The organism is Pilimelia anulata (assembly GCF_014647895.1).
In the GTDB taxonomy this organism is placed as follows: Bacteria; Actinomycetota; Actinomycetes; order Mycobacteriales; family Micromonosporaceae; genus Pilimelia; species Pilimelia anulata.
The window spans coordinates 534,015-550,486 of the sequence record NZ_BMQB01000003.1 but is presented as its reverse complement, the minus strand read 5'-3'; the positions used below and the strand labels follow the sequence as shown (position 1 = coordinate 550,486).

General features: G+C 66.1%; 8 protein-coding genes. 4 read left to right on the top strand and 4 right to left on the bottom strand.

Annotated features, from left to right (window positions below):
- From IEY94_RS10145 to IEY94_RS10130, 4 genes are all read right to left on the bottom strand, one after another.
- Positions 1-1,102, bottom strand: a 1,102-nt coding sequence (locus IEY94_RS10145; RefSeq protein WP_189169813.1) for a hypothetical protein, incomplete at its 3' end; no start/stop codon positions are given.
- Positions 1,103-1,222: 120 nt separating this feature from the next.
- A complete protein-coding gene (locus IEY94_RS10140) occupies positions 1,223-2,668 on the bottom strand; it encodes an AbiJ-related protein (protein ID WP_189169812.1) in 1,446 nt (481 codons plus the stop codon).
- Positions 2,669-2,825: 157 nt separating this feature from the next.
- Complete coding sequence (locus tag IEY94_RS10135; protein ID WP_189169811.1) at positions 2,826-3,647, bottom strand: hypothetical protein; 822 nt, start codon at positions 3,645-3,647, stop codon at positions 2,826-2,828.
- Positions 3,648-6,862: 3,215 nt separating this feature from the next.
- Positions 6,863-7,846: a hypothetical protein gene (locus IEY94_RS10130; RefSeq protein WP_229783483.1), complete on the bottom strand. Its 984-nt coding sequence runs from the start codon at positions 7,844-7,846 to the stop codon at positions 6,863-6,865.
- A gap of 555 nt (positions 7,847-8,401) precedes the next feature.
- Between IEY94_RS10130 and IEY94_RS10125 the strand changes: the two genes are divergently transcribed.
- The 4 genes from IEY94_RS10125 to IEY94_RS10110 are packed head-to-tail and all read left to right on the top strand — an operon-like array spanning position 8,402 to position 16,456.
- Positions 8,402-9,919: a hypothetical protein gene (locus IEY94_RS10125; protein ID WP_189169810.1), complete on the top strand. Its 1,518-nt coding sequence runs from the start codon at positions 8,402-8,404 to the stop codon at positions 9,917-9,919.
- Positions 9,916-10,653, top strand: a complete 738-nt coding sequence (locus IEY94_RS10120; RefSeq protein WP_189169809.1) for a hypothetical protein — start codon at positions 9,916-9,918, stop codon at positions 10,651-10,653. Before IEY94_RS10125 ends, IEY94_RS10120 begins: the two co-directional genes overlap by 4 nt.
- A gap of 32 nt (positions 10,654-10,685) precedes the next feature.
- Positions 10,686-15,353: a coiled-coil domain-containing protein gene (locus tag IEY94_RS10115; RefSeq protein ID WP_189169808.1), complete on the top strand. Its 4,668-nt coding sequence runs from the start codon at positions 10,686-10,688 to the stop codon at positions 15,351-15,353.
- A complete protein-coding gene (locus tag IEY94_RS10110) occupies positions 15,350-16,456 on the top strand; it encodes a Wadjet anti-phage system protein JetD domain-containing protein (protein ID WP_189169807.1) in 1,107 nt (368 codons plus the stop codon). The genes IEY94_RS10115 and IEY94_RS10110 overlap by 4 nt, the downstream gene beginning before the upstream one ends.
- Positions 16,457-16,472: the final 16 nt, after the last annotated feature.

Sequence of the window (16,472 nt, the reverse complement as noted above, 5' to 3'; positions counted from 1 at the left end):
AGAGACCCACCGACGAGCAGCCATGCCCACCCAACGACCCACTGATCCATAAGACGCTCCCTAGGTCACGGCAGAGGGCTTCGGTGTCGGTGATGGCTTGGCGGCAGAGGTTCTCGCTGATGGTGAGACGCCGACCTATGACAGCGGTGCTGCCGGGAACCTTCACGAGGAACTTGGCGTCGACCCGCCCGTCGTTGTGGGTGAACACGTGCCGCGTTGCCCAGAATTCCAGCATCCGTTGCCATCGCTCCGAACCGACCACCATACGTAGGTCTGGATACCCGGCCTCGACGAACAGAGCGGCGGTGTCGTTCAGCCGCTGAAAGACGTTCCCTTTCCCCTTGAGACGCTGATCGGCGTCGGCGACCACGGCGCGGAACACGGCCGCACCGAGGGTTTCCACGACTCCGACCAGGTTCTCCAGGGTGTCGACCCACAGGCGGGTGAAGACCCCCCGCTCCCGCAGGCTGGCCGCGGTCTCCGCGGGCAGCTGTGCCAGGCCGTCTAACCTCGCGACCTCAGCGCCGAGTGCATCCAGCGCAACGACCATCGCGGGCAGCTGGCCGCAAGCAGGGCAGAATCGGTGCTCCCCGAACACTGCGTACCGTAGTGAGCAGTCCGCGCAGGTGCGGATCCGGATGAGCTTCTCCTCGTCGATGCCGGGAAGCGGCTCCGGGTAGAACGGTTCCGAGCGGTAGCTGATCTCGATGCCGAATCCCGGTCGGCGGTACGAGCTCCGCGACGACGAGATTCCGCCGAAGACCCTGTCGATCGCCTGCCCGACTATCTGCATCCCAAGATCTTGGGCCGCGCGGGTGGCTCGGTCGAGTTGCTGTTGGGTGACGAACTCGCTGTGGTCGTCGTGGTGCCCGCAGTACACGCACCACAGCTGAAGGTCATCGGGCAGGGCCTCGTAGTCGTCACCGTCGACACGGAAGATCTGCCGGCAGCTGGGGCACTGCCGGCCGAAGAAGCCGTGCTCGTCACTAGGCACGGTCACCCGCATTTGGTAGGAGTCGCCATCACGGCCGACGACGCTGGCGCCGGGCGGCATGAGGAATCCGTCGCTGCCGTCCAGCGGGCTGCTGGGCATGTTCCACATAGCTGTTGAGTGTGCAGGGGCGGTACGACAGACGGGTAGGCTCACCGGCTGCCCTGGTCATCTACTGCGCCGACTGGGCGGCGAGGCTGCCCGTTTACGGCACCAATGTTGCAACGACGTCTACGACGAAGGTCCCAGGACGGGCCCGCGGGCACCCTGCGTTCCCGTCGGCACGACCAGGCCATGCCTGCGGAACAGGCTGTTGAAGAAGGTGGTGACCAGGGGACGCGCTTGGTCGCGGTCACGGAGTTCGCTCGTTCCAAACCGGTAGACCTCGTAGCCGGCGAGGGTGAGGTCCCGGCTGGTGGCTGCGGTGTGCGCGTACCGATCACCATCCGGGAGCCAGCGCCGCTGGCCATCCTTGGTCTCGCGTTCGCTCGCGTAGTGCGTCTGGCCGTCGACCTCGAGCACGACTCGGACGCCGGCCGGCGCCAGCAGCAGCAGATCCATGCGGAACTGCACCAGCGCATTCTTGCCACGGGCCTTCACCGTCTTCGGGTCCCAGTGGCGCCAGACCTCTGGCAGGAGCGCGGGAAGGTCCGGGAGCGCGGCACGGTAGATGTCGTGGTAGAGCTTGAACAGGAGCAGCTGTTGCGGAGAGGTCTTCGGCACGCTGCCGCCCAGCCGTTGGTACAGCTCGCGCTTGGCCTGATGATCGTTCTTGATCTGGCGGGTCTCCGACCACCAGTCTTGTAGGTCGCGCCAGCGGAGGCCGGAAGGGCCGATGGGCCGGTCGTAGTAGAGCACTTCGCCTGTGGGATCCACTACCTCGACGTCGCTGTCGATGGCGTCGATGAGCCGCAGATCTGGCTTCCGCGAGGAGCCGAAGATGAGCTGCTTGGGCCTACCAGCCCTGGTGCCGGTGGCCACTAGGTGGAAGGTCGGGTACCCGTCGGTGTTGCCGGTCTCCCGAAGCTCGAGCCGGATACCGGCGAGTTGCGGGTTGATCGCGTCGACCAGTTGGCGTTGGGAGTCTTCATCCGGCACGGTGTCGCCGGACACCATGCCTTCGAGGAAGAGGGCAAATCTTCGGTCAGAGGCATGGTCGATCGCGCCGAGTTCGTCGAAGAGTTGTTCGACGGTCCAGTCGTCGTTGCGGTAGAAGTGCCGGTCGATCTGTCCGCTGAGGCTGGTGTCCTCGATACCGAAGTAGATCGCGCCGCGGCTGAGATCGAACAGCTTGCCGAGCAGGGTGTGGAATGGCTGGGCGTGATCGACCAGGATGCCGCCCGGCAGGGCCCGGGCGATGTCGCGACGTGTGCGCTTCGGGATCGTGGGTGGGTGCTCGTCGGCCCACACGAGGTCCTGGACCGTCATGCGGTCGATCATGTGGAGGCCGAGGTTCTGTTCCACCAAGCCGACGGCGACCTCCCGGAGCCGTTCGTCCGGGACCGCCGCGGCGCTGCTCGCACCACGCTTGGCCTTGGTCTCGCCACCTGCTGACTGCGGCAGCCCAGCCGCAACCAAGTCCTCGTCGAGCTTCGCATGGGTGCTTCCGCCGGCGATGGCGCAGGCGGCCCTGAGTACGATCTCGCGCAGCGTCGCTACACCCGCGTCGTCAACCATCGTGTGATTCTGGCAGGCGTCCCGCAAAGGTCATCTGCTCCCCGGGAGCGCGCGTCATGGCGCCTCGCCAACGCGGGTGCTGGCTACGAACGGATGCAGGTCGCGGCGCTTCGGTGAAGCGACGTTCCGTCCCATAAAGACCCATGTTGGGTGGGCGCTAGTTTTCCTCGTCGGTCGGCCAGTCGCCAAGAGCCTCCACCATGGCCGCATCGTCGTACTCCATCTCGACCAAGTCCGGATTGAAGTCGTCCGAGATCGCGTCAAGATCTTCGGATGCACCCATCAGCCGGGCGACATACCTCGTGTACAGCTCCACCTCGTCCGGCGCCTCCGTCCAGCGCCCTTCTTCCATGCTCAGCCGCGAGGACCGGGTGAAGTTGGCTGAGCCTCGCCACAACCGGATCGGGGTGAAGCCGACGACGTCTTCGACGTGTCCAGTCGGTCCCTCGTCGTGCCACCACAGCTCACCCAGGATCGCGATCTTCGCGTGCACGATCGGTGCGAGCACCGTGCCCTTCTTACGGAAGCCGAAGGACCGAACCGCGGGAATCGTCACATCAGGCCCTGGTGAGTAGGGCCCTACAACGTCCGGAAGCCCGTTGACCTTCGGGGCAAGTTCGGTCAGCTCCTGAAAGCAGGCGGCAGGCATGCCGGGGATCTGGTGGTTGAGGGCTTTCAGGCTAGCCAGCTTCGCCGCGCCCGGCACTTGTTTCGAGATCACGATGCACGCAGCGCCGAGCTTGGAGATGGCGCCTTGGAGGTCCGCGTCGTCCATCCACATCGCGGTCCCGATCATGGCGATCGTGGCTCGCCGGGCCACCAGGCGCGGGTGCCGCCGAGCGGCGAACTCTTCCACGCCATCCACAAGACCGGTCAGTACGTTGGTACCGAGGTAGACCCGGTCGCCGTTTGTCAGATCGTGCTGCTCACAGAACCCATCAGGCAGCCGTCGCGACCGCGGGTCGCGCGTCTCGCTCATCGCAGCAGCGTAGGCGCTATATCCCATTTCAGGCAACGTGCGTGCGCGTCTCCGCCTAGAGCAGATGCGTTTGTCGACGCAGGCGATCTGAGCGTGCCACGCCGTGGCCCGGCACCAACCCGGGCCGCACGTAGGCCGGCGGCGCTGCCGGCTCGGGCGCTGTCGTGCGGGCGCGCTTACCGCCGGAGTCGACCTGGCCGGCACGCGGTGGCGGTCTGCGCCGACCCAGCGCGCCTAGCCAGCTAGTCACACCGCCGGTTGACCAACCACCCGCGCAGGTGCCGCCGGAAGTCTGGGCGGGCCCCGCGAACCGCGAGACCAGCGCGCGCATCCAACGCACCGGCGGCGCCGGCCGGCGCGCGAACCCGACCACCGCCGCCGTGAGGCACCGCCTGTGACGGAACAGACCGTTGACGACCTGCGATAGGCCGCTGGCCGGGGCGGGTCAAGGCCGAGGCCGCCCGTTCTGCCGCCGGCTGATCAATCACGTACGCAGGCACTGGTCTGCCAACCGGGCCCTCTGAAGTGTTGAGCGCCTGGTTATCCGGAGCTCTCCCAAGCGTCTCCGAACTCTGCGGCGTAATACGAGTCCATATCCTCCTGGACCGACAGGTAGTGCTCCAGCCCAGTCTCGGCGCCACTGAGGTAGCTGGCGACGCCGCGCATCGCCTCATGAAACGCGGTCAGGTTGATCTGATCGATGTTCGCGAGCGTGTAGCTCCCGTCGCGCTGGGTTGCGTACCGAAACCCGCTTCAACTGGGCTAGGAGCGACTTCAGTTGGAGTTCCACGAAGTGCCGCCAGCACATCGCATACGGGAAGACGACGGTATCGAGGACGGCGATGTCCATGCTGCTCAACATGGAGTCGTACAGCAGCTCTGCCGCGCGCCGGTAGCCCATGATCCGGCCATGCACGGATAGCCAACGCAAGCGGCCAATGTCGGAGTACGCCCAATAGTTGGCGGCTGGAGTACGCAGGCTGTGGTGCCGCTGTGGTCGGGCTCCCCCACGATCTGTGACTTGGTCATTGGTCATCGGGGCAGTCCTCCTTGGAGGGATAAATGCGTTGGCTCCGCATGAATCTGGTGCGACCTGCGAACAGACAAGTGCTCGGCGGCCGGGGTTCGTCTAGAGGCCCCATCGGCAGCGGCGCAGAAGGCCGTCGCCGGGCGACGGTTCGCTGCTGGCCGCGCGAGGGGCACAAGCGAACCAGCGCGGCCCGAGCGCAGCCCGGATCCGCTCAGATCGGCCACCCGTCGGAACTGGTGCAGGAGGCTCGGCGCCATACCAAGCGCGGAGCAGGTTGAGGCCGAGCTGGCCAAGTTGCAGCGCCGGCGTCGCGACGAGCCTACCAATGCTACGCCCGGCCGTCACCGGTTAGACCCAGCGCACAGCCGCTAGTCTGGTGCACATCCCGATTGTGCGCCAGCCGGTTTGAGAGGGATCGCCGGTGTGGACCGGGCCGGGGGCGACCGCTCGCAGTATTGTCACCGCGCGTTCGAGGTTGCCGTTGGCGACTTGCAGGCAGCGCTCAGGGTCGCGGCGAGCTGGCAGATCGTCGGGGTGCTGCGGCGGTTGTCGGTGAGGAGGACCGGCCGCTGCTTACAGACTTCTTAAATGATCTCTTTCGTCGCTACGGGCACGAAGCCAGGCTGTTGTCTAGTCCTCGAGAGGGCGACGGGCACCACGAAGCATTGATCGTAAGTTGGGAGTGGCACCGTCAGTGCAGTATCTACAAGTGAGCGACCAGCGGCGGCGGGAGGTTAGCGAGTACCTCCGCAGCAGGGGCCGAAAAGCAGAACATATCGCGCACACCAGGTGTCTACGTGACGGAAGCGTGTTGGCGTTGTGTGCTCGCTTACCCGATGGCGTCTGGTTGTGGTGCGCAGGCTCACGGCTCTCAAGACGCACTAGCCGGATCGAGGTAGAGTCCTGGCACCTGGACCTCTTTGCACCTGAAGAGTACGACGAGGAGATCCAGACCCAAGCCTCCAAGATCGCAGACGAAGTCCTCGCCGAAACTGGGGGCCGACTCGTTGAGCCGGGCTCGGTGACCAGGGTGGAGTACGACAAGTCGACCGGAGCGCTACGGGTATCCGAATGGACCGGTGCCAAGCATTCGTTTCAGTTCTATTCCTCGGGTCTGCCGCTGTTCCAACCCGTGCATTGCCGATGCCGCCGGAGGTACAGCGTGCCCGTCCTAGCCGTGGCTTACACCGCCGCAGTGCTCGGCGTCCCCCGGCAAGCCGGATCCGTCCATATTCCTGCGATAAAGTCGAAGAGTCGCCTTGGTGGCGGCGTGGAGGACAACTCGACGGTCGATCGCTATCCGTACACACTCGACGACGGCGGAGGGGTCGTGGTTGTGCTCCCGCCAGGGGTGGCGATTCCGGGGACGTCCCCTGCGGGGAGTTAGCAGGTCACCTCGGCTCGGCGTGTACCTCGACGGACTCTGCTACGATGGCCGCCAGTGCTCGAGCGTGCCCCGCCGCCCCCGTGAGTTGAGCGTCACGGAATCCAGAATTGGATCGGCTTCGCCGTGCTCACAATCATGCTTGTCGCGCTCGCTACTGTGTCAATTCCCAGCGCTTGCTTTCTTGTAATCGCACTTCGCGCCCTCCGCGATGCGACCCCCAAGGAGCGCATCCGAATCATTCACGCACTCGCGACACTGCCCATCTGCATCACCCGCGTTGCGGGCGGAACTGAAGCGCTGTCTGCCCGGCCGCGCACACGTCAGTCCAGTGGCAGGCGCCCACAGACGTGACCACGGCGACGGCTTGAGTCAGACTCGTCCGTGATGGGCAGCAGGACGCTCCGGTGGTCGCCGCTGGCACGGTGCCGCCGGCCGCCCGCCTCGCCGCGCGGGTGCCAGCGACGTCCAGCGGGACCGTGTTTACGGCCGGTAGGCGCGGCGCAGGCCGACGTTGATGGCACCCCAGGGCGGAGCGGCTGATACCAGAGGTCGCTTTTCGAGCCTAATGCTGGCCAGCAGGGCGGTGGTCGTCGTGCGAGCGGCATCTCGCGCTGTGTTCGCCGAGCTCGCGTTACCTCTTCCGCCTGTGACCTGCGGGAACGCCGTCAGTGGCCGGAACGTTGCCGGCCACTGACGGGCGTGGTGCGTTCCTCCGCCACACCGGGTTGCGATCTTGTGGAGTGGTCCGCAGCTTCGCTGGCACCGCTGCTGCGGGTTGCGGGTGGTTTCGGCAGCGCCTCACGCCCTCCGTTGGACCAGGACGTGGGCGAAGTCGGCTCGCAGCCGCGCGAGGTCGTGCTGGCGGCCGGACATTTGCTCGGCCAGTTCGGCGATCGGCCACGCTGCGAGGTAGCCGAATCGGACGGCGTACACCGCGACGGTGTCGAGGGCGTACCGGTTGGAGTAGTCCATGAGGGCGTAGCCGATCAGTTGGTCTAGGTCGGTGCGGGCGAGCGACGCGATCCGGCTGCCGTCCGCGCGGGGCTTACCGCCTTGCCCGGCCTTGAAGTCGACCAGCATTCCGCCGGCGATGAGGTCGGCGTCGGCGTTCAGGTCACGGCTGCCGTCGAACGTCATTCCTGTGGCGACGGGGCCTTCAGGTAGTCGGGGCAGGAGCTGATCGGCGGCGAGATCACGCATCGCAATGAGGTCGGCGACCTCGGCTTCGGTGGCGAGTTCTAGCAGGTCCGCGGCACTGCTCGCTTGGTTCAGGCGCATCAGCCGGGACTGATCGACTGCCGCCGCCCGGTACAGCTCGACCAGCAATGCTAGGCCGTAGCACGCTCGCGCCCACCAGTGGTCACCGCGGTCAGCGAGTTTGGCCGGATGCGCGTGGAGCTCCACGCCACGGTCGGCTGTACGGCGCGGAGCGTCACCGGCAGAGAGTTCGCGAAGCAGGTCCTTGCCGGCGCGCAGGCACGGTGCGCGCCCGCTCATCAGCCCGACCAGGGGAAGCGCGATGGATGGAGCCGGGTCGACGAGCATCCGAAGCCAGAAGTCGATCGCCGCCCCCTGCGTGCCAGGCGCGACGCCGGCCGGCATCAGCACCTGCTGCGGGCCGGCCCCAGCGCGGAACTGCGACTGGATCTCCCGGTGTTCCGGGAAGGTGGTCCGCAGCCAGATGGCCACCGGGCTTCGGGGGTCCTTCACCTCGTACGTCAATGCAGACATGGACGGCAAGCTACATACGGCCACCGACACCACACGTTTGGTGATCTTCAAGCTGCGACCTTCAACGTCGGCCAGTCGTACACTCTGGACCCCTTTGTCCGATAGCGCATTGCAAGTCGAGCTGCGCTTCGTGTCCCGTTCGACACGCCGGGTCAGCACGAGTCCCACGCTCTGGCTACGCTGTCGGCCTCGTGACCAATGCAGCAGTTGATCTCGATGGCCGATGTAGTCGAGCTTGTAGACCGCCGAGCTGGCCGCGCTCGGCCTGCGCAGCGCGTTGGGGTACGCGAGCCAGGGCGACCCGCCGGCGGGCCGGAGCCGGCGCCGGCGCCGATGCCGATGCCGCATTGACGCACGGCGGTTGGCCCCCTGGGCGAGCTAGCGGCCGGAGTGGATTGATCCTGACGCGGTCGGCGATGCGCTGGAGGTCGGCCGCCCAGCTGGCATCGTCTGGGCGGCCCTCCGGCCCGGCCGATGGAGGCTTGCGCATTCGCACACCTGTTCGATTTGTGGAGATTGTCGTACGTCTCAGGCAGGGTGCTCCTCGCCGCGCTGAGCGGGGCGCTGGTCTGTCTGTTGGGGAGGGTCACGGTCGGGTGAGCAGCAGTGGATGACGCGCTGAAGGATTTCGCTTTGCACTGGCAGCCGCGGCAGCGGCAGTCGTTTGGCATGATCGCCACCCTGGCGGTTCGGCTGCAGAACCTGACCAACAATCACGACGCGTGGCGCGCCTATGACCTTCCGTCGATTGCGTTGGCCGCGGTGTACCTGGTGGTTGAGCCCAGCCGACTCGCGGTGGGGTGGACCCGCGAGCAGCTGATCGACGCGCTGGTGCCGTTCGCTCAGGCAGCGGGCACCGGGCGGCCGGCCGCGGAACCTCGTGAGGTGGCTGCGGCCGTGGTTGATCTCATGCAGGGACGGTCGAGCGGCGGGGCCGCGTTCAAGGACTTCTACGGAGATTGGACGGGCGGCGCCTACCAGCACCTGGTCAAGCCGCTGGAGTACCTCTGCCTGGTCGGCCACGAGGACGACGAACCAACGATCAAGGCTCATCCACGCGCGGTGAACATGTTCCAGGGGCTCTATACGCTGGATCTGGAGGATCGCAACGCTGCGGACAACTTCATCGTCGAGCGGCAACTGGCACGCGGCGACGTAGACGAGGTGGTTGCGACTGTCCGACGCCAGCACATGACGATGCAGGCGTTGGTAGACCGGATCCGCGACCAGATCAAGAAGATTCGTCGGGATGTGCGCTCGGTTGACTACGAGCAGCAGGTCGTACCGACGATTGAGGGCATCCTAACTGTACTGAGAGAGCAGTTGCACACGGCCGATGAGTTCAAGGCCAGGGTGGGGCAGCGCATCGAACCAGGTCAGCCTGGTGAACGCCAACTGCGTGAGACTCTGCGGCTGCTGGAGCATCGCTGTCACGAGCTTGGCGAGGTGCTCGACGAGGCCAGCCGGGTGAAGCAGCTGTTCGAGGATGAGCAGGACCGACAAGTGTGGCAGCGCCGGCAGGGGCGTCTGCACGACTCCGAAGCCACCCTGTTCCTGCCGCTGATCGGGATGAAGGTCGGAGCCCTTTGCGAGTTGCTTGAGCCGGTGTGCGCCAAGGCGCTTGGAGTCCGCCGTCCGCGGATCTGGGGCGCCCTTGCACTGGTGCAGCGCCTCGCACCTAAGCCGCGTCGTGTTGCCGCGGCGCCGGCGACGAACCCGTTCGAGGTCGAGGACATCCAAACACCAGCGGCGTGGATCACCGATGAGCTGTTCGCTGCGCTGCAGGAGGTGTTCGCTCCGATTGACCGGCCCACTCGCCTTTCGGAGCTGCTCATCGACGCTGTGAACCGGTTCCCGACGCTGTGCCAGACCGGTAGCCAGGCCAGCCTGACTCATCTCGTGTCCCTGGTCGCTCTCACTGCCTTCGCTCCACCCAGCGCGACCGAGGCCACGGATGAGGTGGCCATCGCGGTTCTGGCTCGCCACCGCGACCTACTCGATCCCGACCGCATCACCGTGATCAACGATCGGACGCCGTTGACGCTCCCCGGGACGGCCGGCGACGACCTGCTTCTTCAGCCGGTCCTAACCTTGGCTGCGACAGCGTCGGCGGGTGGCGAATGATCTCGTACAGCGACGTTGGCCAGCTGATCGCCTTGGCAACCACCACTTTGACGCCGGGCGCGAGCGGGCAGCGGGCTGAGTACCGGCGGTTGGTTAACAAGTTCGTCATGGACCCCGAGTTCCGCGAAGCCGTGGAAGGCGTCCTCGGCGGTGTCGACTGTGACGTGGCAGAAGCCAACGAGACGATCGGTCTGGTGCTGTACCCGCGGGTGGGCTGCGCATGGGCCTGGCCTTCGAAGGCGCCTGAACTTCCTTGGAACAAGAGCGAGGATAGCGGTGAGCGTGCAGCTCGGATGCTCACTATCGTTGCCCTGCTAGCGATGCAGTTCCCAACCGGCAGCGACCTCGAAGCTTTTCTAGACGATCCGGAGCGGATACCGCCGCCGGTATCGGTAATCCAGCTCGAGGAGTACATCCGCGAGTTTTGCCAACGGCTCGCAGACGCCGAGCAAGATGTTGCAGCTGACACACCCGACGATGAGCGACCGCTGTGGTCCTCGTGGCTCGGACGCACGGCCTTCGCCGACACTGAGGAGCGAACGTCACGCGTCACCTCGACCTACCTGGTCTACACCACCCTAGAGGGCCTGCAGCAACTTGGGTTCGTCAGCGACTTGACACCAACCAACCCCGCCGAGCAGAAGACCTATCGGGCCAGGCGCCGATTTCTTGCCCAGTACCCCGAGTTCCTCATGGATCCACTGTTTGAAGCCCTGCGTTCCCGCTCTGCATGACCTGACCTATAGGCCGCCCTAGGAGCCCCGACATGCTTGCCCCAACCCGACTCCGCCTGGTGAATGTCGGCATCGAACGCCCACGCTTCGCCGACCTCATCATCGACATGCGCTCTAACGGACAACCTGACGACACCGTGATCATGCTGCAAAACGGCGGCGGCAAAAGCACGCTCAACGCAATGTGGCTGCATGCCTACGAGCCGGAGCGCGACAAGTTCCTCGCCAGTCTCTCGATCCGCCATCAGGGCAAGGCCGGCAAGCGCAAGCGGTTTGAGCACTATATTCCGGTAGGCTCGACAACGTACGTGGTCTGCGAGCACGCCATCGCCGGCGCGACCGAGGATCTGTTCGGCAGGGCACCGCGCCTGGTCGTGGGTTACGCGGCATGGCGCGATAACGAGGCCCAGGACCGGGCCATGGAATTGTTCTTCTGTTTTCAATCGACCGATGCGCTGACCTTTGACACGCTGCCGGTCCGCGGCGCCGACGGGCAGCCGGTTCCACACCAAGACTTCCTTGACCACCTGCTGCGAGCTAAGCAGGACGACCCGACGCTGCAGCTCGCTCACACCAACCACCAAGGGAAGTGGAGCGCGGAGCTGGCAAGCAGGGGCTTCGACCTGGAGTTCCTCCGCCAGTTCCTGCTGCAAATGAATCTCGACGAGGGTGCCGCCGACCGCATCTTCACCTACAAGGATTCACGCTCGTTCCTTAACAGCCTGATCAACGTGCTGGCCGAGCCCAGGGACTTCGACACAGTCGCCCGGGAGGTACAGCGTCTCGGCGGCAAGGTCTCCCACCGCGACGTTGACCTGGCCACCCAGGAGTTCCTCGCAACGGCACGCCGGTTCACCGACCCGCTTGCCGCTGCGGCCGACCGATTCAAGACCCAGAAGGACGCGCGCGAGGCTGCACTGCTGAAGTGGGCGTCGGCGTCCTCGCTGGTCGGCCGGTGGATCGCGACCGCCGACGCGGCCGCGACTCACGTGAGCCGAGCACACGACGCCGCGACCGCGGCGAAGGAGAACGCCCAGAACGAGCAACGGCGTCTTCGCGGCCAGCAGGGCGCCTTGCGTGCGCACTGCTGCAAGCTCGAGGGCGAACAGGCCGCCAGCGAGGCCAGCCAGGCAGTCTCCGAGGTCGCCGCCGCCAGACAGGGCTTTCTCGCGGCGCAGGCAGCGGTGGTGATCGCCGAGCGGGCCACAGCGATGAGCGACCGGGGCCACGCACAGAAGCTGCTTGATCAGAAGGTCTGTGACGCCGCTCCGCTGCGCCAGCAGCTCGCGGCGACCGCCGGCGTGCTCGCCGATCGGCTCGACACCGAGATCGAGGTCCTGGCAGGTAAAGACGGCGAAGCTCGCGATCAGCAGCAGGCCGACGCCGCGCGGGTGACAGAACTCGAACAGGGCACGGCGGGCTGCATCCGGCAGCAGGCTGAGGCCCAGCAGGACCTGGATCGGGTCGCCGAGGAACTGGCCGGTGGCCGGGTGTTGCGCGGACAACTTCGCAGCGACGGCTGGCTGGAGTCAGGTGAGTCCGCCGAGTTGGCTCTGCAGCGCCATGAACGCACCGCCACCGCTGCGCGGGGGAACATCGTCACCCGCGAGCAGCGGGCCGCGACGGCCGAGGCCGCTGAAGTCGCAGCCACCGGCCGAGCCGAGGCCCTGCAGCCGGAGCTTGACACCTCCACGCAGGCAATCGCCGCCGCCGAGACCACCGTCAGCGAGTGGCAGCGCCGCACGGAGCTGCTCGGCAAGGATGTGTCCGAATCGGGGCTGGTCGAGGTTGACACAGTCGACCTCGACGAACAGGCCGACATCATCGTCAACGCTATTCGGTCTCGTGTCGAGGCGGCTCGTGCCGACGCCCGCACGAAGGCTGTCCGCGCTAGTCAACTAGAACGTGACGTGTTGGCGCTGGAAAGCAGCGAGCTGTTGCCGCCTCGCCCAGAGGTCGAAGATCTCGTCCGGCAATTGCAACAGCAGACCAACCGCGGGGTGATGTCTGGTTGGACCTGGCTTTCGAGTATTCCAGCAGATACGGCGGTGACGCTGCTTCGACAGTGCCCTGAACTCGCTGACGGCATCGTCGTAGCCATCGAGGATGACTACGCACCGGTCGAAGCGTGGCTCGTCCAGAATTCTGGCTCGATTGCGGTGTCCGGTCCGATCGTTGTCGCGGCCGTCACCTCGTTCATGCAGCCCGGCACATCGCGGCCTCATCACGTCGTGCTGCCCGATCCGGCGCTGTGGAGCAAGAGCGAGGGACGTGACGCGCTGCACCGCGTTGGGGCAAAGCTAGAAGCCGCGCTTGCCGGCCGCGACGCAGCCGAGACGATCATCACCAGCGGCGAGACTTTGACCCGCGAGCTGGAACGCTGGATCACCGACATCGGGGCAGGGAGTATCGGGCGCCTCGAGGACAGCATTGGGCAGATGGCATCAGCCCATCGCGAGCTGGTGGAGCAACGCCAGGCGCACTTGCAGGAGGCCAAGGCCGCCAGGGGCGAGGCGGTCGAGCATCGACGGGTCGCCGGCGAGCAGCGCACCACGGCCGCGCAAGCCGAGGAGGGCGTGCGGCAGGTGCGTCCGCTGGCCGAGTTCGACGCCGCCGACGCTGACCGCCAGGAGCGCGAGCGCGACGCCAACCTGCGGCTCGCGGATGCCAGGCGCCGCCACGGCGAGCACGACGATGAACGGCGAACGATCCGCGAGCGGGCTGACGAACTCCAAGAACAACGCCGCTCCCATGCTCTCCAGGAACGCAGGCTGCGTGATTGGCTCGCTGATGCGCGCAAGTTCGTCGCCACCGACTCCAGCGAGGCTGGCACGCCGGATCCTGCACTCGCGGACCTGCCTCGCGAGGCCCTGGCAACGCGGGTCCATGACCTGAAGGGTCAGTATGACGGGCTGGTAACGGACCAGGACCTGCGCGCCAAGGTCACTGTCGCCGACCAGAGGCTCGACGAGTGCACCCAACGGCTGGCTGAGCTCGGCGCCAACGCAGAGCAGGATGGCCAGGCGAGGTTCGACGCTGCGCCGCACACCGCCTTGACGGATTGGCGGCGCGCTCAAGACCAAGCCGAACAACGCTGCACACAAGCGGCCATCTCTCAGGGCGCAGCGGAGGAGCGGAAGACTGCCGCTGCAGCTGCACTCCGGAGGGCACAGAACGAGCCCGGCGGGCGAACCGTCCTCGAACCCGCGTGGCAGGCCGCCACCCTCGAAGCCGCGAACCAGAATATCGAGGAGATCGTGCGGCTCCTCACCGAAGCTGACGATCAGGTCAATCGCAGCCGACTCGCGCTAAGCGACGCCACCGCCGCCAAGACCCGGCTGGCGGCGTTCGCCTCGACCGTCAAGGACCGGCTCGCTGGAGCACTCACCGCCGCTGCCAGATCACTCGCGGCGGCCGGCAAGCTCGGTTCGCCAGTCAGCCTTGAAGACCTCGAGTGGGACACACCAACAGATCTCGACCTCACCAACCCTGTCGCCGCCCGGCTGGCGTGGATGAACGACGCGCTACAGGACGCCGCCCAGGCCACTGATCCGCTCAAGATCGCCCCCGGCATCGAACGGTTCACCGCCACCGACCTCGAGACGTTCGTCACGCAAGCGGTGGCGGACATCGACAACGTCGACCGCCACTACCGAACAGCCGAGGACCAGGTCCACAGCTACGCCGAGAAGCTGCGACAGTGCAGCCTCAACGCGCCACACAAGGCCGCAGGCACCGTCGTCGGTCGACTCAAATCGGCACCGCTCGATGAGCTAATCGCCAACGCGACCAGCAACGACTACGACGTCCGCCAGCGGCTAGCAGCCGTTTCCGCCGACCTACAGAACTTCAGCACCGAACTCGACCACTCCGTCACCGTCGTCAGCACCACTGTTGAGACCATCCGCGCCAGAATCCGCACGATCGCCAACCGATCCAAGTTGCCGACCGACGACCGCCTAGGCGTCTGGTCCGGCCAAGAATTCCTGAAGATCCACTGGAGTGAATCGAGTAGAGACAGTCGGCGCAAGCTCATCCGCGAGGCCCTTGAGGCGATGATCGACCACGACGCGGACTGGCAACCGGAAACCACAGGTCGCAAAAAGTCAAGCACACGCACGCCGGCCCCACTGGAGCGACTTGTTGAGGCGATCACACCGAACATCCGCGCGGAGGTACTCATCCCGAAGGTGCCGTTCGACGGCCGGCACCACCCCATGGAAGAACTGGCCATGCGCACCTCCGGCGGCGAAGGCGTCACCATCTCGGTGATCATTGCTGCGCTCATGCTGTCCATGCGCAGCCCCAGCCGCAAAGAACAAACATTCCTGATCATCGACAACATCTTCGCTAAAGTCGTCGAACCGTCGCTGCTGCGGCTCATGCGGCAGGTCGCACGCGGGCTGCGCGTACAGCTCATCCTGCTCACCCCATCGCGGGACCCCCACGCCCTCAGCGTCTTCTCCAACTGGGTGCAGCTGAAGGTTCACGTCGCGGGCCAACAGACCCTCGTCGCGCCAGCGGCCATGGCCGCCGCCGACATTCCCCGACAGCTACGCCGTGAGCCGCTAGTCGCCGCACCGACGGCAACGACGGTTCGCGACACCACCTCAGCGAAGGTCGCTATCACCGACCCCAGCCTCGGCACGGGCGAAACTGGCGACACCGGCACCGCAGAAGGCCAGGCCACCCCCCAATGACGACACCCTCCACGCTCGCTGACGGCCTACGCGCCGGGCTCATCGACCACGTCAACCAAACCGGGCGGTGCCGCGCCTCCCTCACGACCCTGTTAGCCCTTCAGGCGCACGTCGAAGGGCATGCAGCCACCCGACCCGGCGCACGCGAGCGGCTCAGCACCGCCCTTGCCACGCTCAGGGAACAGGGTGTTATCGAGCAGCCGCGGGCAGCGCACCTGTGGGACAGCATCGCGCAACCGGCCCTCCCCAGCTGGATCACCATCGTCGCGGACGTCAACGTCAAAGCAAGTCCCATCGACATGGGCACCGTCGCCTGGGTCCCAGCGATCTCACGCTGGGTCGGCCAATGGGTCAGGCAATGTAGGCCATCGGCCACACTCCGTGCGGCCGTCCAAGAGATCAACAATTGGCTGCTTGCTCACCTGGGCGAGCAGCTGCCGCCAGTAGCGCGGGAGGAGCGCTCGCTAACCATCTTCAAAGATGAGAAGGCACTCGCCCGTGTCGAGTCGACGAGCCTATTCACAGACGGGCGCCTCCAACCCGACGACCTCGCCTACGAGCGGCCTGTCAGCCCCTTACGAGCCGCACGTCTCGCCGACCGCGGTGACCTGCTCATCGTCGAGAACCAGGCCACCTTCGACTCCGCCTGGCGTGCCCTGCGCACCACGCCCGGACCCTTCGCCGCCGTGGCATTCGGCAACGGCTGGGAGGCCGCGCAAGCAGACCCGGTAGTTGCGCTCCAACACCATCTGCAGCTGTCAGCCGCGCCCGGACACGTGTACTACGCAGGCGACCTCGACGTTGACGGCCTCGACATCCCCCAAACGCTAACCGCCAACCTCACCAGCATCGGATTCCCACCACCAACTCCACTCTTCGCCGCCTACCAGACGATGCTGGAGCAGTACCCGCAAGGAGCGGGAAGGGCCGCACCGCCGGCGCCCTCAGACCTAGCTCGACGTGCGGTCAACTGGCTCAGCGAAGAACACCAGCACGCCGCCGGTGAGCTACTCACGCGAGGACAACGGGTTGCCCAGGAGACCCTGGACCGGTCCTGGTGGGCCACCTACGTCGATCAGCCGGCCAGTACGGCGACCATCTGATTGCCAGAGTCGTCAT

Coding starts and splice junctions, on each gene's coding strand:
- IEY94_RS10120 (WP_189169809.1), top strand. CDS start 9,916: ATGATCTCGTACAGCGACGTTGGCCAGCTGATCGCCTTGGCAACCACC.
- IEY94_RS10135 (WP_189169811.1), bottom strand. CDS start 3,647: ATGAGCGAGACGCGCGACCCGCGGTCGCGACGGCTGCCTGATGGGTTC.
- IEY94_RS10110 (WP_189169807.1), top strand. CDS start 15,350: ATGACGACACCCTCCACGCTCGCTGACGGCCTACGCGCCGGGCTCATC.
- IEY94_RS10140 (WP_189169812.1), bottom strand. CDS start 2,668: ATGGTTGACGACGCGGGTGTAGCGACGCTGCGCGAGATCGTACTCAGG.
- IEY94_RS10115 (WP_189169808.1), top strand. CDS start 10,686: ATGCTTGCCCCAACCCGACTCCGCCTGGTGAATGTCGGCATCGAACGC.